Source organism: Bradyrhizobium japonicum USDA 6, assembly GCF_000284375.1.
Lineage (GTDB): Bacteria > Pseudomonadota > Alphaproteobacteria > Rhizobiales > Xanthobacteraceae > Bradyrhizobium > Bradyrhizobium japonicum.
This window is the reverse complement of record NC_017249.1, coordinates 7,451,237-7,470,118: the sequence shown is the minus strand read 5'-3', so window position 1 is coordinate 7,470,118 and position 18,882 is coordinate 7,451,237. Positions and strand designations below refer to the sequence as shown.

Genomic DNA, 18,882 nt, shown 5'->3' with positions numbered 1-18,882 from the left:
TCGGAGGACGTCAGGCGGCGCGGTTGCCGCGCGCGATCTCCTTCTGCTTGTCGAATTCGGCGCGGCGGCGCGCGAGCTCCTCGGGTGAGAGCTGTGCGACGTTGTTGTAGTCGAGCTTCCAGGAGGCGTCCTCGCTCCAGCGCAGCGGCGACTGCATCGTGGTCTGCGGACCGCTCGCGCTTTCCAGCAGCTTCAGCGCGAGCTCCAGCGTCTGCGCCTGCGAGGCGACGTCGTGCGGCTTGCCGGCGGAATTGCCGAGCGGGAAGTCCGAGAACAAGAAGCGCGGCACGGCGGCATGCTCGATGATGTCCTTGGCACAGCCCATCACCACTGTCGGAATGCCGTTGGCCTCGAGATGCCGCGCCACCAGCGCGGTGGTCTGGTGGCAGACCGGGCAGTTCGGCACCAGCACGGCGACATCGACCTTGTCGGCGAGGCAGCGCGCCAGGATTTCCGGCGCGTCGGTGTCGAGCGTGACGCGATGGCTGCGATTGGTCGGCGCGCCGAAGAAACGCTGGCTCACCTCGCCGATGCGACCTGCGGCGGATGCCGTCAAAAGCTGCGGCAGCGGAAACCAGGTGCCGTTGTCGGTCGCCGTGGTGTGCTTGCGGTCGTAGCCGATATGCGAGATGCGCAGGTCGTGCTGTTTCGAGGTGTCGCCGTCATAGACCTGGTAGAATTTGGCGCCGCCATTATACGCCGCGCCCGGCCCCTGGTCGCCCTTGGTGGGATCGTAAGGCGCGGCCGTGGTGATGATCGTCACGCGCGATTGCGCCAGCGGTTTCTTCAGCGGCTGGAACGGCGCCTGAGTGTAGTGCGCCCAACGATACGGCGTGGTGTAGCCGATCGCGGTGTAATATTCGCGCGTGCGCTGCATATAGGGGATGGGAGAGTCATAGTCGGGCGCAAAGCCGAATTCGTCGTCGCGCGGAGCGGACATGGGGCGCGTCTCCTGGTTCTTGGTTGGCGCCAGACTAGAGATAGTTTTGGAATTGCTCAACCGGGGCGGGGCGGCGCAGGGCAGAATTGCATTGCGCAATAGCTCGCCGCGCGGCAGGTGCGCTCCCTCGCCCCGCTTGCGGGGAGAGGGGGAGTCTCCGCAAGGGAGGTGACGGTGAGACTCGTGGAGAGTCCCCCTCACCCAGATTGCATCTTCGATGCAATCCGACCCCTCCGCAAGCGGGGCGAGGTGAAGAGAGCGCTCACCTGAACACGTGCAGCGCCGCGTATTGCAGCAGCATGATCGCCTTGGCGTCGATGATGCGGCCGTCCGCGATCATCGCCAAGGCCTCGTCGATCGAGAGCTCCAGCACCTCGATGTCCTCGCCCTCATGCTCCAGGCCGCCGCCGTCGCTGACCCGCATCTCCGGCTCGTATTCGGCGACGAAGAAATGCAGCTTCTCGGTGATGGCGCCGGGGCTCATGAAGGCCTCGAACACCTTGTGGACGTGGTGCAGGCGATAGCCGGTCTCCTCCTCGGCCTCGGCGCGGATGCGCACCTCGGGGGAGGCATCGTCGAGCACGCCGGCGGCCGCTTCGATCAGGAGATCGTCGTAGCCGCGGATAAAGGCCGGCAAACGGAACTGGCGCACCAGGATCACCGTACGCCGTGCGCGATTATACGGCAGCACGGCGGCGGCGTTGTCGCGCTCATAGGTTTCGCGGTGCTGCGTCTGCCACTCGCCATTGGCGCGCCGGTACTCGAACGTCGTGGTCTTCAGCGTGGTCCAGCCGTCCGAGAGCACGCGGACGTCCTTGATGCGGACGCGGTCGGAAATGGTCATTGCTGTTTTCCAGCTACGTTGTGGAAGCGCGGCCGTCGAGCCACTTCTGGAACATCACCGAGGTGGATTCTTCGAAACCCAGCGACTGGTAGAACGCATTGGCTTGCGCGTTCTCGCGGCGGACCAGCAGCTGCAGCTTCAAAATGCCGGCCTGGCGCAGCCAGTCCTCGGCCGCGGCCATGATGACGCGGCCATAGCCGCGCTTGCGCCCATCGGGATCGACCGCGACGTAATAGACCCAGCCGCGATGGCCGTCATGGCCGACCATGGCGGTGGCGATGATCGCGCCGCCGTCGCGGCCGATCAGCACGGTCGAATTGTCGCGCCGCCGCGCCAGCGCGATGTCGGCATGCGGATCGTTCCAGGGCCGCGTCAGGCCGCAGCGCTGCCACAGCGCGACGACGTTCTCGACATCGGCATCGTTGATGGCGTCGATCGTAAGTGAGACGCTCACAGCACCTTCCCCGGATTCATGATGCCGTGCGGATCCAGCATCGCCTTGATCGCGCGCATCAGCTCGATCGCGGTCTTGTCCTTCACCTCGGGCAGTTCGTCGCGCTTGAGCACGCCGATGCCGTGCTCGGCCGAGATCGAGCCGCCCATGCGCAGCACGATCTCGAACACGACCGCGTTCATCTCGTGCCAGCGCGCCAGGTAATCCGCGGTGTTGGCGCCGATGGGCTCGCTGACATTGTAATGCAGATTGCCGTCGCCGAGATGGCCGAACGGCACCGGCCGCGCGCCGGGGATCAGTTTCACGACGGCGGCATTGGCCTCGTCGATGAAGGCGGGCACGGCGGCGACCGGAACGGAGATGTCATGCTTGATCGAGCCGCCCTCGGGCTTCTGCGCCGACGACATCTCCTCGCGCAGCTTCCAGAAGCCGTTGCGCTGGGTGAGGTTGGCCGCGATCACGGCGTCGTCGACGATCTCGTCTTCCATGGCGCGCGTCAGGATCGTCTCCAGCGGCGTGCGGGCATCGTCGCCGGGCGAGGACAATTCCATCAGCACGTACCAGGGATGTTTTGCTTCGAGCGGATCGCGCACGTCGATGCCGTGGCGGACCGAAAAGTCGACCGCCATCTCCGACAGCAGCTCAAAGCTCGTCAGCGCGCTCGCGGCTTCGCCTTGCGCGATGGTCAGCAGCTTCAGCGCCGCCGCCGGCGATTTCAGCCCGACGAAGGCGGTCTCGACCGCCCGCGGTTTCGGAAACAGTTTGAGCGTGGCCGCCGTGATGATGCCGAGCGTGCCTTCGGCGCCGATGAAGAGGTTGTGCAGATTGTAGCCGGTGTTGTCCTTTTTCAGCTTCGACAGCACGTTGAGCACGCGCCCGTCGGCGAGCACGACCTCCAGCCCCAGCGCCATCTCCCGCGCGACGCCATAGGCGAGCGCGGCGGTGCCGCCGGCATTGGTCGAGAGATTGCCGCCGATGGTGCAGCTGCCTTCGGCACCGAGCGAGAGCGGAAACAGCCGGTCCACGTCGGCCGCCTTCTGCTGCGCGACCTGGAGCACGACGCCGGCCTCGCAGGTCATGGTGTTGGAGGCGGTGTCGACCTCGCGGATCTTGTCGAGCCGGCGCAGCGACACCACCACCTCGCCGTTGTGCGGCGTCTGGCCGCCGACGAGCCCGGTGTTGCCGCCCTGCGGCACCAGCGCGATTCCGTGCGCGGAGGCGAGCTTGCAGATCGCCGAGACTTCCGCCGTCGAGCCCGGGCGCAGCACCAGCGGCGAGCGGCCATGAAACAGGTTGCGCTCCTCGGTGACGTAAGCCTCGATGTCGGCCGCGTCGGTGATCGCGTGGCGGTCGCCGACGATCTTGCGGAATTGTTCGATCAGCTCGGGCGCAAGCGGCGGGGTGGCAGATTTATTGACGTTCATGCTCTTGTCTCTTCTTCGCTTTTATCTCTTGCGCATGATCTTATCGGAAAACCGCTGCACACTTTTCCGGATCATGCGCTATCGGGCGACCGCGGCCCGGCGCAGCCGGTCGTTGATGGCCTCGCCAAGTCCTTCTTCCGGCACCGCCATCACTGCGATCGCTCGCGGGCTCTTCGCATCGAGGGCGCGAAGATAGCCGAACAGATTGGTGGCGGCTTCATCGAGATCGGCCGCGGGCGACAAATTCATGACGGCGGCGGCGGCCTCCAGGCCCGGCAGGCGATCGGGTCCGAACGCCAGCAGTGCTTCGCCCGTGGCCACATCACGCGCATTGAGCCGCACGCTGGCGCGCGGCGCGTAATGCGAGGCCAGCATGCCCGGCGCCAGCGGCTGGCTGTCGTCGCTCTCGGCCTCTACAGGTGGCCGCGCCAAGGCTACGCCGAGCACGGCCTCGATCCGCTCGCGCGACAGCCCGCCGGGGCGGAGCAGCATCGGGGCATCGAAGCAGCCGACAATGGTCGATTCGACGCCGACCGTAACCGGCCCGCCGTCCACGATCAGGTCGATCCGCCCGGCAAGGTCGCTTTCGACATGGGCTGCCAGCGTCGGCGAGACATGGCCGGAGATGTTGGCGGACGGCGCCACCACGGCCCCGCCGAAGGCGCGCAGGATCGCCTCCGCCACCGGATGGGCGGGAATGCGGATCGCGACCGTGTCGAGCCCGGCGGTGGCCAACTCGGCCACCGGGCAGTCGTCCGTCTTCGGCACCACCAGCGTCAGCGGCCCCGGCCAGAACGCTTCCGCAAGCCTCAACGCACGCGCATCGAACCGCCCGATCCGCCGCGCGGCGGCGAGGTCGGCGACATGGGCGATCAGCGGGTTGAAGGCCGGCCGCCCCTTGGCGGCGTAGAGATGGGCGATCGCGGTGGCATTGGCGGCGTCCGCGCCGAGCCCATAGACCGTCTCGGTCGGAAACGCGACCAGCCCGCCGGCGGCCAAAATCCGGGCGGCAGCTTCCGCGCCGGCCGCGCCGGCCGGTAAAATCGACGTTTCAAGACCCGTTTTCACAGGGACAAAATTCCTCATACCGGCCGCTTGCGGTGCGTCAAACCCGACGCTATAAGCCGCCTTCTTGTCGGAGTGTGGCTCAGCCCGGTAGAGCACTGCGTTCGGGACGCAGGGGTCGCAGGTTCGAATCCTGCCACTCCGACCAAGAATTTCAGGGATTTGCGCTTCCCCTAGTTTTTACGTCCCGCGATGTTCCGTACTACGCAGGGTGCGCGGGTGTCAAAGTTCGTGGATTGTTCGCGGCGCTATTTGGCATCGAACTTCGCGGTGCGCAAACGCCAAACGTTTTGACGCACGAATCCCCCCCCAGAGCGTTCGAGTTAGTTGTCCGTAGGCCCGAATCGACTTGTGGCCTTCCGTCAACGAGCGTTTTCGACGTCCCGCACTCCGACCCAGCTTCGTTCCGTTAATGGGCAACGCTGCTCGCTCGCATGCACTTTCAGGTCTTCGAAGACCTCATTCAGCAAGGCCAAATCAGGTGCTGAGCCGATGAAGTCATCGACGGGGGCCTCGGACTCGGTACCTCGAATGCGACGCGAGGAAAAACGCGGATTCTCAGCACAGAATCGTCAATGCGCAATGACTTATACCGGTTGCGCAGGTGAGGTTTGGGCGCAAGCGCAGCGTCTGTCCGCTCGCCTCTTCAATGGCTTCTCAAAGATGCTCAGCAGCTACGCTGCGGCGGTCAGCCTGTTCACCGCATTGGCGGCGCTCGGCAGGCAGAATTCGAACGCGGTACCCATAGGCGCAGAACAAAGGGCCGCGCTGCGGGGCGGCACTGTCGCAAGTCTATCGACGCCGGTCAGCGGTCCGTACAAGTACCGATAGACAGCAACGCTCCACTCGCATTAGTTGCATCCCTTTGATTGAAGGGTTTGGAATGTTGCCCGAGATAATCGCCTACGGCATTGTCATTGCTGTCGTCGCCGGGGTTGCGTGGGTGGTGGCGCAGCGGCTCGGCGCCTCCATGTCCCGCTGGTCTCTTCGTGTTCAGGCCCGGTACGTCAAGGCCGGTCATCCGCCCGGCTACCACGAGCGCCTGAAGGAGATCCGCGCACTCTACGCCGCGTGGACTCACGAAGAGGCGACCGTCTGGCAGATGTAAATCCGGCGCCCGGTGCGGCATGGCCCTGCATTCGCGGGCCGATGGTCGGTAGGTCGGCGGACTACCGCCGCGCCACCAGCACGCCCACCAGGAACGCCACCATCAGTGCCGGCAGTGGCGCCTCGCGCACCATGCCGCGAACGATGTCCGGCCAGTGCTGGTCCGGGACGAGGCTTGGAGACCTGACTTCAGCCATTGCTGTCATGCCCCAGTCGGAGGCAAGTTCGGCGATCTCGCTCGAGGCCAAACGCACGCCGTCGCGGACGCGGAAGATGGCGGCGTCGGATCGCTCGCGCGGCGCGAGCGCCATCAGCGTCGCGACGGCGGTGCGCAACGTCATCTCGCCAAAACCTTGCAGCCTCACCGATTCCTCGGGATCGGACGTCATGCGAAATCCCTCACAGCGCGAAGTGGTGCGCGATGGTGAATGCCGCCGTCGCGCACAGGACCAGCGTGGACACCGCGCCGGCCACCCCGCGCGCGAGATGGGCTCGCGTCAGGTGCCTGGTCATGATTTTGCTCCATGCTCTGCATGGCAATGGCGGCGAGGAAGGTTGGTTCCTAGCGCGTCGCTCGAATCGCCCGGAATCTCTACTTCCGCAAGAGCTCGCTCAATGCCGCCGTCGCCTCGGCGCAGCGGATGTCGTCGATCTCGCGCGACAGCCTGAGCGCGCTGGATCTCAGTTCTTCGAGCTTCCAGCTCTCCGGACGCTGGCTTTCGAGCTGACCGAGACGCTTGTTGAGGTCGTCCAGTCTCGATTGGAGCTGCCCGATGCTGGCGGCCCCATTCACTTTCCAAACGCGCTGTGCACGCATCGTAGTTCCCCTGCTAGTCTCACGGCGTTGTGAGCGGGGTTCGTGGCTGGAATGGGAGTTTGTTTTGTCCGGCTTCAGACAGTGGGGAACCGTTGCAAAAGGGCAACGCGGGTTCCTGCGCGCTGGCCGGCGCGGACAGAGCTATCGCCCATTGTCCGCGCCCTTCTGCATATGCCGTCGCGTGGCCTGGCCGGGCCCGGCACGATCCGCGTCAGGCGGCGCTCGGCCACCCGGTTGATCGCTTTTCGATGCGGCTTTCCAGGATCGCGATGCTTACCTGGATATTGTCGCGCCGGGCTCTGAGATTCTGCGCGAGCATCGGGTAGGCGAGATTGTTTGGATCGGAGATTCCGGCCCTCCGCTCTTCCTCCAGAATGTCGGCGTCGAGCATTTGCGTGCGCCAACGCAGATCGGAGATCAGGACGTGGAGCTGTGTCGGGATGGTCGCTTCGAAACGGGACGTCGATTGCATGGGATCGCCTCACTATGAAACAGACCCACTGCGGGTCTGAGGGATTGGCGGACGAGCAGCAAGGAGAGTGCCAGCGCGTCGGCCGAGGGCGAAGGCCTGCCGGGCTGTTTGGTGCTGACGTCTGCCGCCTCTGGGGGACAATTGATCGAGATCAATTTCACCCGTCATACTCGCTCGGTATGCTGAGCCTCAATGGGCGGTCACGCCTACTGTCATTGGGCAGAGGCATTGGGAGTGACCGACAGGGGCCGCCGGGAATTGCAGAGAGTTACCGGCGGTCCACTCGGACAGATGATCGCGCGCGCCCGCAGGCCATAGGACACTCGTCCGCTCGCACGATTGTAAAAGACGACGAATTGGTGATCCTGGTTCAGCCGGTCCTGCCATGAGATAGCTGGGCGGTTCGGAGACCGCGCGAGCGCGTTGCAGAGCAGCGAACCCGGTTGCTTCTAAAGCTAGGGATCAACTCACCGGCCGAAATCACTGAGGCGGCCAAGCGGTTGGCCTACCTATCAACCTACAAAGGTGTGACGTAAGGGGGGATCGCCCGTGCGCTGGCGCGGCCCGCCCGGTGTCCTGTAGCTCTGCCGCTCCCGGCGAGCTTTCCCGAGAATTTTGATCTGGCGCAAGGGTCACGTTAGCCAAAAGGCGCACGGATAGGATCAGGGCAGGCAGTAATGGAGAAAATCCATGAAGCCGATGAATATGGGGAAGCTTGCAATTGCAACCTCGACCGTCGCGGCCGCAGCACTGCTCTCGTTCGGTTGGTCTGAACAGCATGGCGTCTCGCTGTCTGTCGAGAGCGCTCAGGCGCGGGTCGGTCGCCCGTTTACGCCCCTGAGCGTTGCAGGAGTTGCGCGACGACAATACCGGCGCGCTGCATATGGATACGGTGCCGGTGTAGTCGGTGCTGGCTTGGCCGCCGGTGCGATTGGAACCGCTGCGTACTACGGCGGCGGCCCTTACGCAGGCACTAGTTGGGGCTACCCTGGCAGCTACTATGGCAGTTATGGCGGATACCCAGGCTATTACGGCGGCTACGCCAACCGCAGCTACGTCACCGGACGGCCAACGCTGTTCCCGCGCTACTACGGCGGCTATGGCACTGGCGGCTACTACGACGCTTACGCCGCTGGCTACCCTGCCAGCTATTACGGCGGCGGCTACGCCAACCGCAGCTACGTCACTGGGCGGCCAACGCTGTTTCCGCGCTACTACGGCGGCGGCTGGGGCTGGTGAAACTAGAGCTTTGCGTTGGGACTTAGTCAGCGGCTGAGGTGCCAACTCATAGATCGCCTCAACGGGAAGGCCGCGCCAGTGGTCCCCCCGCCGGCGACAAGATGCTTTCGCATTCCCGGCGCTGTCGATGGATGTCCCTGTGTGATGACAGGGGCGAGGTCGAACTGATGCCGTGCAATCGGGGATGGCCGATGTGAGCGCATCCGTCCAATGACATAGATCAAGACGAGGACGGGCAGAGCGAGTAAACTTCTAATCTTGGGGCAGTCCAGTGAGGGAGGCAGTCATGATCTCTCGACGGAAGCTTCTTTCTTCTTTGGGCTTGGCGACTGCAATTGCCGCGTTCCCGACCGTGCTGATGGTCCCTGACGCGGAGGCGCAGACCGTTGGCATGGAAAGGCGTCAAGATCGACGTGAGGGGCGCCACGAACGCCGCGAGGGTCGCCGTGACGCGCGCCAAGTGCGCCGCGAGGGTCGCCGTGAGGCGCGCGAAGTGCGGCGCGGAGTTACGCCGGCGCCAGGAGTTACGACGGGGGCAGCTAAGTAGCTTGGCTAGAGCGTAGTGGGTCGATAGGTCTTCATCTCCGCTCATCGTCCCGGTGCAGCGCCCGTAGTAGCTCGCGTGCATGAAGCAAGATATGATCGAGACGTCGAATACGGAAGCAGTGATCTTCGCGGATTGGAACGCCGGGATCGGCGCGAGGTTAGATGGATTGCGCACCATCGCGGCGGCGCTGACCGCGCGCTGGATTGGAGGCAGCAAATGATCATCGTGGACGAAGACGGCGAGATCATCGCCACAGCATCCGATGACCATACTCTAATCGGCGGCCACCACCGCCTCGCGGTGGCGGCCAGCCTTGGTAAAAACTGTTCTGGCGACATACCGGCGAACCAGTGAAGCTTGATAACTTCTTCAAGCATTATGGAAGTTCTCTTCGGCACTCAGCCTAAGCCGCTCGACGGCCGATAATGTCTCGTTCACTTGCCCTGCATCGTGTGCCTGATCGCGGCTCCGCCGTCGCCGCCCTTTGCCCCTGCCACGGTTCGGATCAAACTCGTTGACGGCGTTCTGCCAATGCGATGATTTAGTGCGATCCGGTATACAAAGGTCGGTACGCCGATGGTGGCGGCGACCTTGGTGGGGCGCCGCGCCAACAATCGAGTGAGCCAGGGCCGATGATCGGTGCCATGGATCTTGGCATAGCGGTGGCTACCGCCGTCATTTGGGAAGACATTCCACATTGTAGGCAATGATAATCTGTGCTGGGTCAGCCTTCCCGATGGTCTTCAAGTCTTCTAGACCACTTCTCAGCTTGGCTCCGGCGTCCCCTAAACTTCTTTCAAGCGCCGACTTCGCCGCCCTGCATCGTTCTTCGTTCGAGAACTCTTGAAACACCACAGTCGGAAGGAGACGCCATTCCGCTCTGTCGTTGGTGGCGGCCGGGCTGACTGAGTAGGAGAAGACGTACATCAGGACCCACATCGGCATGCTCCACTTGTGACGCGATGGCAGTGAGGGGCCCCCCTCCCTTGTTTAGACGCGGATCGCCTTGGCCTCCGTTATTCCGTCGACCTAAGTGCGGCCGAGCACGCGGGCGACAATTCGGCAACTCGCGCCTTGAGGCAGCGTATGATGCGATGGCCACCGGGCCGAAGTCCTTTGCACAAGCGCTCCACATCGCTTTTGCATTCTCGTGCAATCTTAACGGGGTCGGTCAACCGGTTCTTGGCGAATGCATCTTGACCAGACAACGCGATTGCAATGCCGAACAAGGGGCTGAGCCAGTTCATCTCTAACTCTCTTCTACAAAGCTGTTCACGTGCCTGAGCCCAAGGGCACAACGTTGACCTAGATCAAACCAATGATGGCGGTGACGTTCTTCTGAACGGAGAGGGCCGCCGGGTGAGTGTCCGGCTGGGCTTGTTCTTTAATTCCCGGGATTTTGATCTATTTCGCCAAATGCGTGAGGGATGCAGATGTCGGACAATCCCATCGACGTGATCGAAGCCGCCATTCGCTCCGCCTTCACCAGTTACCCAAAGGAAGACGACCCGGATTGGAGAAGTCCGCACTGGATCAAGCCCGAAGAGTGCTCGCACTTAGCACAGGGCATACTTCTGGAATTGCAGGCAAAGGGATTTGAAATCGTGAAGAGGCAGACCTGATAGATCGGTGGCGGGGCCCGCGCAATTGGTCATTCGATGGCCGAAGTTCAGCGCGGCGGTTTGGCGTAATTCTCGGCGGCTTGCCGTGACGTCGCGTGCCTCTGCCCCTCCCACCATCGGGAGGTTCACCATGGCGGCCAGCGGTGCATCATCGAAGCTCAACTAAAGCAATTGCGAACCTAAGCTCTGCAGCCCTGCCGCCCCGGGGCGCCGGACGGCCTTCCTAGGGCCTCCGGCGACGATTGATTGAGATCAATCCCCCCGTCCCCCTCGGTGAGTATGCTCGCCCTCAATGGGCGGTCACGCCTACTGTCATTGGGCAGAGGCATTGGGAGTGACCAACAGGGGCCGCCGGGAATTGCAGGGAGTTATCGGCGGCCCACTACTTAGGAACATCCGCCCCACGATCTGACGACCGTGTTCCAGTTCATGACAGTGCAGGCCTCACGCAGGGGATGTATGCTCGCAAAACGCGCAAGTGGTAGGGTGGTGTTGTGGCTGACCGGTTGTTTGTGACTCTGATCGTGCTGTCTGGCATCGGCTCGACGGTGCTCGCGGCAATCGTGGTGTTCTCGTTCTGAGATCGAGGAGCGCACGGGGTTCGCCGCTCTGCCCGGTGTAATGGTGACACGCCCGCGCGGTGGCTCGCACAACGCCGATGTGACGGGCTCAGCGATACGTCCAGACAATCGGGAGGTGAAGCATGTACCGGCATATTCTCATTCCGACAGATGGGTCGAAGCTAGCGGGGCGTGGGGTTGCGCATGGGTTGGCGTTGGCGAAATCCGTTGGAGCCAAGGTCTCCGTAATCTACGCTGTGGACTCGCTTCTTGCAGTGACGGGCGACTTTGCGAGCGTGTTGGATTGCGCGGCAAATGCGGCCAAGGAGGCTGGCGTTTCCTGCGAGACAATTCAGCTGGAGAACGTGCCACCTCATGAAGCCATCATCGCAACAGCCGAGGAAAAAGGCTGCGATCTCATTGTAATGTCATCGCATGGGCTCAGCGGACTTCCCATGCTTCTGATCGGCAGTGTGACAAACAAGGTGCTGACCTACGCGAAAACCCCCGTACTGGTTTGTCGGTGAATGTGCAGGCCGCTCGAAGATGGGTCACTCGCGAGCGGGTTGGCCAGCGGCTCGTCCGGGCATGGTCCGCTATGCGTCCATGGCGGCCAAAGTCCGCGCCGGAAACCAGCGGGAGGGATTGGTGAGGGTCGTGCGCTTGATGCTGACGCACGGTCGCGTCGTGGTGACGATGCGTGGCGACAAGACAAGAAGCGACGCAGTGTCCCCTCAGAACGGGATCGATGGTGCGCGGACCCGGTTAATGAAAAATTAACGGAACAGGTAAACTTGGCAGTTTTCGTGATCGTGATGACGTGCGGCGCGTGACGCTATCCGGGCGTGTGAAGTTGTAGCGGTCCCTCCGCAATCGGTCGGCAGGGTCCTTTGGAGAGCGCCCCAAAGCGCGGGGACCGCGCGACCGCTCCCCTCGAGGCAATCTCGCTCGAGAAAACCCGTGGTTGCAGTTGCATTCTAATTCGTGATGCCGCGAGCAAGGTTCATTCGGGCAAGCCCGCTTTCCGAAGGCCCTCGATCAACAGCTTCGCGTTTGATTGCCCGCCCCGCACGATGAACGCTGATATTGTAAAGGCGGGATCGAACTCAAGCAGACGCGCCACCAACTCACGGGCCTCAGCCTCGCGCCCGAGATGGGCGAAAGCGGACGCGAGACAGCAGTAAGCTGGCCAATAGGAGGATTTCTGGCGTTGGGCTTTCTTGCCTGCGACGATGGCCTCGTCAAAGCGGCGAAGCTCGATCAAGGCTATGCCCATCCCGACAAACGACGAATGTAGCAGCGGGTCTATTGGGTTCACGCGAATGGCACGTTCGAAGCTCTGGACCGCTTCCTGCGGTAACCCCGCAGCTCTACAGACCCAGCCTCTGGCGGACCATGCGCCAAATGAATTGGGATTGAGCGCGACTGCCCGGTCAGCCATTTCGATCTCACTTTCACAATCGCCAATCATGAACGACGAGATTACAGCAGCCGCTGCTAACGTATCTGGATCACTATCGTCGACGCTCAATGCCAAGCGAGAAAGCCGAACGGCTTCCCTGCGGTCGAATTGGGGATCGTCAGCATAGCCGAAAAGGACGTTTCGCATGTGACAGAGACCTGCGAGAGCCGCGGCACCGCCGAACCGAGGGTGCAGTTCCAAGGCGCGGTGAGCCAACCTGATCGCGTCGGCCAACCCTTCGCGGGTCGCCAGGTAAGACAGCGGCAGAGCGCGGAGATAAAAATCATAGGCGGTGAGGTTCTCCGGTCGGCGCCGCGCCGCCATTGCGATTTCCGTTTGAACCAATTTTGGCTCGATAGCTGAGACAACGGCGACCGTCACTTCGTCCTGAAGCGCGAAAACGTCTGTCAGGTCGCGCTCGAACCGATCCGCCCAGATGTGCGCGCCGGTCACCGCGTCAATCAACTGCCCTGCGATGCGAACTTTCCCCGCGGCCTTGCGCACAGACCCCTCAAGGATATAGCGCACGCCCAGCTCATGCCCGACCTGCTTCACGTTCACCGCCTTGCTCTTGTAGGTAAAGCTGGAATTGCGGGCGATCACGAACAGCCATTTGAACCGCGAAAGCGCGGTGATGATCTCCTCAACCATTCCGTCCGCAAAATACTCCTGTTCGGGATCGTCGCTCATGTTCTCGAACGGCAACACGGCGATGGAGGGCCTGTCGGGAAGCGCAGGAGCGCTCTCGGGCGCGACTTCACCCGGATTTGAGGCCGCAACTTCTCGCGTCTCCTGCACCTGTCCGACGAAACGGAAGCCCTTGCGCGGAAGCGTCTTGATGAGGCGCTGCTCCTCTCCACTGTCGCCAATTGCACTTCGCGCGGCATTCAAGCGTGTCGTAAGTGCGGCATCGGATACGATGCGGCCGCTCCAGACGGCGTTGATAAGGTCGTCCTTGCTGACGACGCGCTCCCTGTTTCGGAGCAGGTATTCGAGCAGATCGAACACCTGCGGTGTAATGGAAACGACCTCTGCCCCGCGATGCAGTTCGCGTCGGTCGATGTCAAATGCGAATTCCTCGAAGCGATAGCGCAAGTTGCGAACCCCTTACGGTGTCCTCCCTTCGCAGGAAGGCATCTTCGCGCACCCAAAGGATAAGCCGCTGGCATGAAACATGTAAACCGATGGTTGAGCGGGTTTGAGCCGTGGCATCTCATGTGATGCAGCGGAGCCCAGCCTCCGGTTTTGGTCATTCGCGACCGGGTTGGCCAGCGGCAAGTCCGTGCATGGTCTGCTCTGCCGCCGAAAGCGGAAGTGAGCTATCCTACCGCGACGCAATAGGAATGACGCTGATGACCGAGACCGTCGCGCCCGCCACCAAGGCTGTCCCTCGACCGCGACCCAGAAAGACCGAGATCGTCAGCGCGTCGGCACTGGCGCTGCACCTCGATTGCAGCCGGGCCTACATCGACAAGCTCGAAGCCGAAGGCGTGATACAGCGGCAAGGTGACGGCTTCCCGCTCGACCAGAGCCGCGTTGCCTACCCCCGCTACTTGCGGCGCGAGCGGCGGCAATCGCCGCGCAGTGAGGCTGATGCCGATCACGTCAGGGTCAAGACCGAGATGCTGCAACTCCGGCTGATGGAGAAGAAGCGCGAACTTGTGCGTCGGATCGATGTCGACGCCCTGGTCGACGCCATCGCTGGCGTCACCCTGACTGCGTTGTCGAGCATGCCTTCGCGGTGTGCGCCGCGCGGCGATCTTGCTATCCGTCGCAGCATCGATCGCGTCGTGTTCGAGGTGCGCACCGAAATCGCTCGCGTCGGTCAGGAGATGACCGACAAGTGCGGCGAGCCGCCACTCGATGAACGGTACGGATGATGCTGGCGCGACGGTGGCGATCGGCGGCAATGACAGCGTGTTTTCGAGAACACTGCAATCTCCTCATGCTGTTGCCGAAAAGCAACTGATTTATTGTTTCATCGTTGAACTGTTCCATTTTGCGTTTACGCCGCAACAAACAGTTTTAGATTTGCGGTCTCCGGGCTGGGGCGTGTTTTACGACAGCTAATTTTCGAACCCGGAGGCTTTTCGAAATGATTTTGGAATTCCTCGCAATTTTTTCTCTCGTTCAGTTCGCCAACATGATTTCGCGGCTGAACGCTCGGCGGCATGACGTACTCTCCTATGTTTCAAGATCAGGTCCTCACCGGTAAGTGTGGCTAAAGCGGCATTGCTGACACCGTTTTGATGGCATCTATCCTGCCCGGTGCGCGAGGTAGCGATCGCCGCACTGTTGCGCGTCGCCAACCGATACGTCGGCAACCTCGCATCGATGGCCGGCGTGTTTCCCGACTATCCTGCGCCGGTCGTCCGCAACACAGACGCAGGATGGTGTTGATGCGGTGGGGCATGCCGCCGCCACTCCGCACAGGCGTGCCGCCAGTCACGCCGCCGGCCCCGGCCGTCGGGCAAAACACCGGGTCATTCCGAGCTGCGCCGGTGTCAAGCCGCGCCTGCAAGAATATTCCACTTTACCGAAATTCGGAAATGACGTATGTGTCGCCCATCCCGGCTCACCAAGAGGGGCGATCTTGTGTCGTCACCGTCGCGAGCCGGGCTTGCGGTGGACGCGGCAGCGTCGGGCGCGAGAGGTCAGGGGCAGGGCGGATTGCTCTCCGTGAGCCCAAGACTTCGTGCCGGATGAGCGGCGCTGCTAGGCTTCGTCTCGTCTGTAAGTTTCCGGCTCCGTCGACAGGGCTGGGAAAACTGCGGCGAAATGGCGGGCCGTGCGTACGGCAAAACCGTGTGGTCCTGGCCGTCGTTGCTACGGTCAAGTGCTTTGCGAATGCGGCAGTCGCGTCAACCGGCGCGGTGCTGGTGACTTTCGCAAGGACGAGGGAGGCCAGAGGGAATTCGGCTCCCGGGAGAGCACGGCATAAGCCGTCCAACCACTGCGCAGGGAAGGCCGAGTGATTGGCACCACCTGTATGCTGCTGTGCGGTTTCCTTGCGCTACCTTTCGCGCAGCGGACCGCGGGTGCGAGGTCAGCACCCGGCCTTCCCTGCGCCCTCTTGGCTTCGAGGGTGGAGTGACCAGGCAAAGCTCGGGCGAAATGCGCTGCGAGGATGCGAAGGTGTGTCTGCGACCAGGCACTCACTGTCGTCGCCCGGCTTGCCGTCTTCGCCGACGCTTCGCCGGCCCAATACCGAGGTGCCCGGCGAAGCCCTTGGCGAAGCCGGGACCGGGCGATCCAGTATTCCAGAGACGGCTGTGATTGAGCCGAGACGCCGCGGCGTACTGGATTCCCCGCTTCGCGGGGAATGACAGTGGTACTTGGAGGACGACGCCGATGACCCTTGCTCCGTCATTGCGAGCGCAGCGCCACGTTGGCGGTGCGCTGCAGAGCCGCGACGAGAGCTGGACGTTCCGCGATACATCCCTCATCCCGCCTATCCCCATCACAACTCCGTGCCTTGATTCGGGAACAATCATTCCCTATTATCCCACAATGCAAAAAGCCGCGCGCCGTCCCGAGCCTGCCGCCCGTCCACCCGGCCGTCCCCGGGAATTCGACATGGACACCGCGCTTGACCGCGCCGTACGCGTATTTTGCGAGCGAGGTTATCATGCCACCTCGATCGGCGACCTGACCGCCGCGATGCGGCTTGCCACCGGCAGCGTCTACAAGGCGTTTCGCGACAAGCAGGCCGTGTTCCTGGCCGCTTTCGAGCGCTATGCCACGGTGCGCCGGGAGCAGACCCGCAGCGCGGCCGCGCGCGGCGCCAACGGTCGCGAGCGACTGCGCCATATGTTGCTGTCCTATGTCGAGCACTCCCAGGGGATCGAGGGCCGTCGCGGCTGCATCGTGGTCGGCGGCGCGGTCGAGCTCGCCGCGCTCGATCCGGACGTCCGCGCCCGCGTCAACGCCCAGCTCGAGACCAACGAGGCCTTCATCGCCGGCCTCATTCGCGAGGGCCAGGCCGATGGCTCGATTCCCGCCCATGTTGCGACCGACGACACCGCGCGGCTGATGATCTGCATCACGCAGGGAATGCGCGTCGTCGGCAAGGCGCGCCTGCCGCTCGACGGCGAGCGCCTGGTCGGCGTCGCGATGAAACTGCTCGCCTGAATTTATGTCATATTAGGGAATGATCATTCCCGATATCTGGAGTCTGTTGGAATGACGATGAATGCCACGATCGAGACCGCACCCGGGCCGGATGCGGTGTCGCAGCGACTGACCTTCGTGCTTGCCGCGGCCTGTGGCATGGTCGCCGCCAACATCTACTACGCCCAGCCGCTGATCGCCCCGATCAGCGCCGCGCTCGGCCTCTCGCATGCGGCGGCCGGACTGATCGTCACCATGACGCAGATCGGCTACGGCGTGGGGCTCCTCTTCATCGTGCCGCTCGGCGACCTCGTCGAGAACCGCGCGCTGATCTGCTCCGTCATCACGCTCGGCGCGGCTTCGCTGCTCGCCGCCGCGTTCGCCACGCACGCGTTGCCGTTCCTGATCGCCGCGCTGTTCATCGGCCTCGGCTCGGTCGCCGTGCAGATCATCATTCCCTACGCGGCGCACCTTGCGCCGGAAGCCATTCGCGGCCGCGTCGTCGGCAACGTCTCGACCGGATTGATGCTGGGCATCATGCTGGCGCGGCCGGTGTCGAGCTTCGTCACGGCAGCGCTGTCATGGCACGCGGTGTTCTTCATCTCCGCCGCGCTGATGATCGTGCTCGCGGCGGTGCTGTGGACGACGCTGCCCAAGCGCAAGCCGGTCGCGCGCATGCATTACGGCACGCTGCTGCTGTCGATGCCGCATCTGGCCCGGACCACGCCGCTGCTCCGGCGCCGCGCGCTCTATCAGGCGAGCCTGTTCGGCGCCTTCACCCTGTTCTGGACGGTGGCGCCACTCCAGCTCGCCAGCGAATTCGGCTTCTCCCAGCGCGGCATCGCGCTGTTCGCGCTCGCCGGCGTCGCCGGCGTGTTCGCCGCCCCGATCGCGGGACGGCTCGCCGATCGCGGCCATAGCCGCATCGCGACGCTGGTCGCCATGCTGCTCGCGGCCGCCGGCTTCCTGGTGACCTATATCGGCGCGGCCGGCTCGACGCTGAATCTCGCCTGCCTGGTCGTGGCCGCGATCGCCATCGATATCGGTGTCCAGGGGAACGTCGTGCTCGGCTTCCGCGCCATTTTCGTGCTCGGGCATGAGCACCGCAGCCGTCTCAACGGCCTCTATATGGCGACGTTCTTCGCCGCCGGCGCAGCCGGCTCTGCGGTCGGCGCCTGGGCCTTCGCGCAAGGCGGCTGGGCGCTGGCGTCGGCCATTGGCCTTGCTCTGCCCGTCGCGGGCTTGCTCTATGCGGCGACAGAGTAGCGGTACGATCGTGCCCGCGGCCGTTTACCAAGCCCGGGATACGCAGCGCAGCACCGTGCGATTTCCGTCTCGCGGTTTCCCTGCGGCTGTAGTACTTTGGTCGCAAGCGAGCCCGGTTAATGGGCGGCAGGGGGAGGCTGATGAGGCGTGCGGGACTGGTTGGCGTACCGCGAGTACGGCCATGGTCGTGGCAGGCGTTTCTGCTCGGATTTGTCGTCGTCGCCATGTCGGCCGCGCTTCAAGGCGTCTGCGTCGCGTTCGGCGCAAAGCTCTATTTCGCGGCGTTCCTGCCCAGCCTGTTCGTGCTCGGAATCATCGCGGGCGCGCCGGCAGCGGCGTTCGCCGCGCTGCTCACCGTCCCGCTGGTGTGGTGGGCGTTCATCCCGCCATTCTTCCAGTTCATGCCGCTCTCCAGCGCGGGCGCGGATTCCATCAACCTGTTCTGCCTGCTCGCGGTGCTCTTGATCGGCCTTGCCGATCTCTGCCGCGAGACGATGGCCATGATCAGCCGCGGCGGGTTGAAGCCCTCGGGCGAGAGCACGGCAACGAATTCGCAGTAAATCCGCTTCGCGCGGAAGCGGCGCGTTGCGCCGGCGCAACAGTCCGGCAACCATCCGCGAGCTTCGTGCGCGCCGCTAACTTTTCGAAAAAGATTTGGCCGCAATTTCTCCCCCGGGAATGACGAGGGAGTTTTGAACATGAACGGTCACGCCATCTTTGAGAACGTGCGCCGCTATCGCGGCATCGCATCGCTCTATCGCCAGACCGCTGCATTCCGCCCGGGCCAGAGCTGGTCGCTTCTGGAGCAGGCGAGCGAGTGGGAAGCGCGGGCGCTGTCGGAGCTGGAAGCCTATTTCGCCGCGCGCGCGGATTACGCCGCCGTCCAGCGCGCTGCCTGATCGTTAACCATCACAGGTATTCGTATCGATGACGAACGGCGCGAACGACACGCG

21 protein-coding genes, 1 tRNA gene and 1 pseudogene are annotated in these 18,882 nt (G+C 63.4%); 14 read left to right on the top strand and 9 right to left on the bottom strand.

What is annotated here, in order from left to right:
* Nucleotides 1-10: 10 nt before the first annotated feature.
* The 5 genes from BJ6T_RS34920 to BJ6T_RS34900 all read right to left on the bottom strand — a co-directional run bounded on the left by BJ6T_RS34920 (nt 11) and on the right by BJ6T_RS34900 (nt 4,730).
* Nucleotides 11-940 (bottom strand): glycine reductase, encoded by a 930-nt coding sequence (locus tag BJ6T_RS34920; protein WP_014497299.1) that lies wholly within the window; start codon nt 938-940, stop codon nt 11-13.
* 262 nt (nt 941-1,202) lie between these two features.
* The gene (locus tag BJ6T_RS34915; protein ID WP_014497298.1) at nt 1,203-1,784 is read right to left on the bottom strand and encodes an NUDIX hydrolase; all 582 of its coding nucleotides are present in this window, start codon (nt 1,782-1,784) and stop codon (nt 1,203-1,205) included.
* A 13-nt stretch (nt 1,785-1,797) separates the two neighbouring features.
* On the bottom strand, nt 1,798-2,238 hold the full coding sequence (locus BJ6T_RS34910; protein ID WP_014497297.1) for a GNAT family acetyltransferase: 441 nt from the start codon (nt 2,236-2,238) through the stop codon (nt 1,798-1,800).
* On the bottom strand, nt 2,235-3,662 hold the full coding sequence (locus tag BJ6T_RS34905) for an FAD-binding oxidoreductase (protein ID WP_014497296.1): 1,428 nt from the start codon (nt 3,660-3,662) through the stop codon (nt 2,235-2,237). Before BJ6T_RS34905 ends, BJ6T_RS34910 begins: the two co-directional genes overlap by 4 nt.
* A 78-nt stretch (nt 3,663-3,740) precedes the next feature.
* Nucleotides 3,741-4,730: an L-threonylcarbamoyladenylate synthase gene (locus BJ6T_RS34900; RefSeq protein WP_014497295.1), complete on the bottom strand. Its 990-nt coding sequence runs from the start codon at nt 4,728-4,730 to the stop codon at nt 3,741-3,743.
* 68 nt (nt 4,731-4,798) lie between these two features.
* Here BJ6T_RS34900 and BJ6T_RS34895 point away from each other — a divergent pair.
* Together BJ6T_RS34895 and BJ6T_RS34885 are read left to right on the top strand one after the other, a co-directional pair.
* Nucleotides 4,799-4,875 (top strand) — tRNA-Pro (locus tag BJ6T_RS34895).
* Nucleotides 4,876-5,610: 735 nt separating this feature from the next.
* Complete coding sequence (locus BJ6T_RS34885; protein ID WP_014497294.1) at nt 5,611-5,835, top strand: hypothetical protein; 225 nt, start codon at nt 5,611-5,613, stop codon at nt 5,833-5,835.
* A 61-nt stretch (nt 5,836-5,896) separates the two neighbouring features.
* Here BJ6T_RS34885 and BJ6T_RS34880 read toward each other — a convergent pair whose 3' ends face one another.
* The 3 genes from BJ6T_RS34880 to BJ6T_RS34870 form a co-directional block, all read right to left on the bottom strand.
* The gene (locus BJ6T_RS34880; RefSeq protein ID WP_014497293.1) at nt 5,897-6,223 is read right to left on the bottom strand and encodes a hypothetical protein; all 327 of its coding nucleotides are present in this window, start codon (nt 6,221-6,223) and stop codon (nt 5,897-5,899) included.
* A 203-nt stretch (nt 6,224-6,426) separates the two neighbouring features.
* A complete protein-coding gene (locus BJ6T_RS34875) occupies nt 6,427-6,651 on the bottom strand; it encodes a hypothetical protein (RefSeq protein WP_014497292.1) in 225 nt (74 codons plus the stop codon).
* Nucleotides 6,652-6,862: 211 nt separating this feature from the next.
* Nucleotides 6,863-7,042 (bottom strand): hypothetical protein, encoded by a 180-nt coding sequence (locus tag BJ6T_RS34870; RefSeq protein WP_370151206.1) that lies wholly within the window; start codon nt 7,040-7,042, stop codon nt 6,863-6,865.
* Between the two features lie 786 nt (nt 7,043-7,828).
* Between BJ6T_RS34870 and BJ6T_RS34865 the strand changes: the two genes are divergently transcribed.
* The 5 genes from BJ6T_RS34865 to BJ6T_RS34850 all read left to right on the top strand — a co-directional run bounded on the left by BJ6T_RS34865 (nt 7,829) and on the right by BJ6T_RS34850 (nt 11,618).
* The gene (locus BJ6T_RS34865; RefSeq protein WP_225895062.1) at nt 7,829-8,362 is read left to right on the top strand and encodes a hypothetical protein; all 534 of its coding nucleotides are present in this window, start codon (nt 7,829-7,831) and stop codon (nt 8,360-8,362) included.
* Between the two features lie 638 nt (nt 8,363-9,000).
* Nucleotides 9,001-9,129, top strand: a complete 129-nt coding sequence (locus BJ6T_RS49285; protein ID WP_259228086.1) for a hypothetical protein — start codon at nt 9,001-9,003, stop codon at nt 9,127-9,129.
* Nucleotides 9,126-9,263: a ParB N-terminal domain-containing protein gene (locus BJ6T_RS47635; protein WP_240537926.1), complete on the top strand. Its 138-nt coding sequence runs from the start codon at nt 9,126-9,128 to the stop codon at nt 9,261-9,263. Before BJ6T_RS49285 ends, BJ6T_RS47635 begins: the two co-directional genes overlap by 4 nt.
* A gap of 1,079 nt (nt 9,264-10,342) precedes the next feature.
* Complete coding sequence (locus BJ6T_RS34855; RefSeq protein ID WP_225895061.1) at nt 10,343-10,531, top strand: hypothetical protein; 189 nt, start codon at nt 10,343-10,345, stop codon at nt 10,529-10,531.
* Between the two features lie 703 nt (nt 10,532-11,234).
* A complete protein-coding gene (locus BJ6T_RS34850) occupies nt 11,235-11,618 on the top strand; it encodes a universal stress protein (RefSeq protein ID WP_014497285.1) in 384 nt (127 codons plus the stop codon).
* Nucleotides 11,619-12,094: 476 nt separating this feature from the next.
* Here BJ6T_RS34850 and BJ6T_RS34840 read toward each other — a convergent pair whose 3' ends face one another.
* A complete protein-coding gene (locus tag BJ6T_RS34840) occupies nt 12,095-13,648 on the bottom strand; it encodes a winged helix-turn-helix domain-containing tetratricopeptide repeat protein (RefSeq protein ID WP_014497284.1) in 1,554 nt (517 codons plus the stop codon).
* Between the two features lie 257 nt (nt 13,649-13,905).
* Here BJ6T_RS34840 and BJ6T_RS34835 point away from each other — a divergent pair, with 257 nt between their 5' ends.
* From BJ6T_RS34835 to BJ6T_RS34815, 7 genes and pseudogenes are all read left to right on the top strand, one after another.
* Nucleotides 13,906-14,433: a hypothetical protein gene (locus BJ6T_RS34835; RefSeq protein ID WP_014497283.1), complete on the top strand. Its 528-nt coding sequence runs from the start codon at nt 13,906-13,908 to the stop codon at nt 14,431-14,433.
* The gene (locus tag BJ6T_RS46240; protein WP_141379574.1) at nt 14,417-14,623 is read left to right on the top strand and encodes a hypothetical protein; all 207 of its coding nucleotides are present in this window, start codon (nt 14,417-14,419) and stop codon (nt 14,621-14,623) included. Before BJ6T_RS34835 ends, BJ6T_RS46240 begins: the two co-directional genes overlap by 17 nt.
* A 198-nt stretch (nt 14,624-14,821) precedes the next feature.
* Nucleotides 14,822-15,003 (top strand): annotated as a pseudogene (locus tag BJ6T_RS48685) (SOS response-associated peptidase); the annotation flags it as partial.
* Nucleotides 15,004-16,063: 1,060 nt separating this feature from the next.
* Nucleotides 16,064-16,684, top strand: a complete 621-nt coding sequence (locus BJ6T_RS34830) for a TetR/AcrR family transcriptional regulator (RefSeq protein WP_039228468.1) — start codon at nt 16,064-16,066, stop codon at nt 16,682-16,684.
* A gap of 51 nt (nt 16,685-16,735) precedes the next feature.
* Nucleotides 16,736-17,929 carry an MFS transporter gene (locus BJ6T_RS34825; protein ID WP_014497281.1) on the top strand — a complete coding sequence of 398 codons (1,194 nt, stop codon included), beginning with the start codon at nt 16,736-16,738 and terminating at the stop codon, nt 17,927-17,929.
* 140 nt (nt 17,930-18,069) lie between these two features.
* The gene (locus tag BJ6T_RS34820) at nt 18,070-18,489 is read left to right on the top strand and encodes a hypothetical protein (RefSeq protein ID WP_028170149.1); all 420 of its coding nucleotides are present in this window, start codon (nt 18,070-18,072) and stop codon (nt 18,487-18,489) included.
* Between the two features lie 138 nt (nt 18,490-18,627).
* On the top strand, nt 18,628-18,828 hold the full coding sequence (locus BJ6T_RS34815) for a hypothetical protein (RefSeq protein ID WP_014497279.1): 201 nt from the start codon (nt 18,628-18,630) through the stop codon (nt 18,826-18,828).
* The last annotated feature ends 54 nt before the right edge of the window (nt 18,829-18,882 follow it).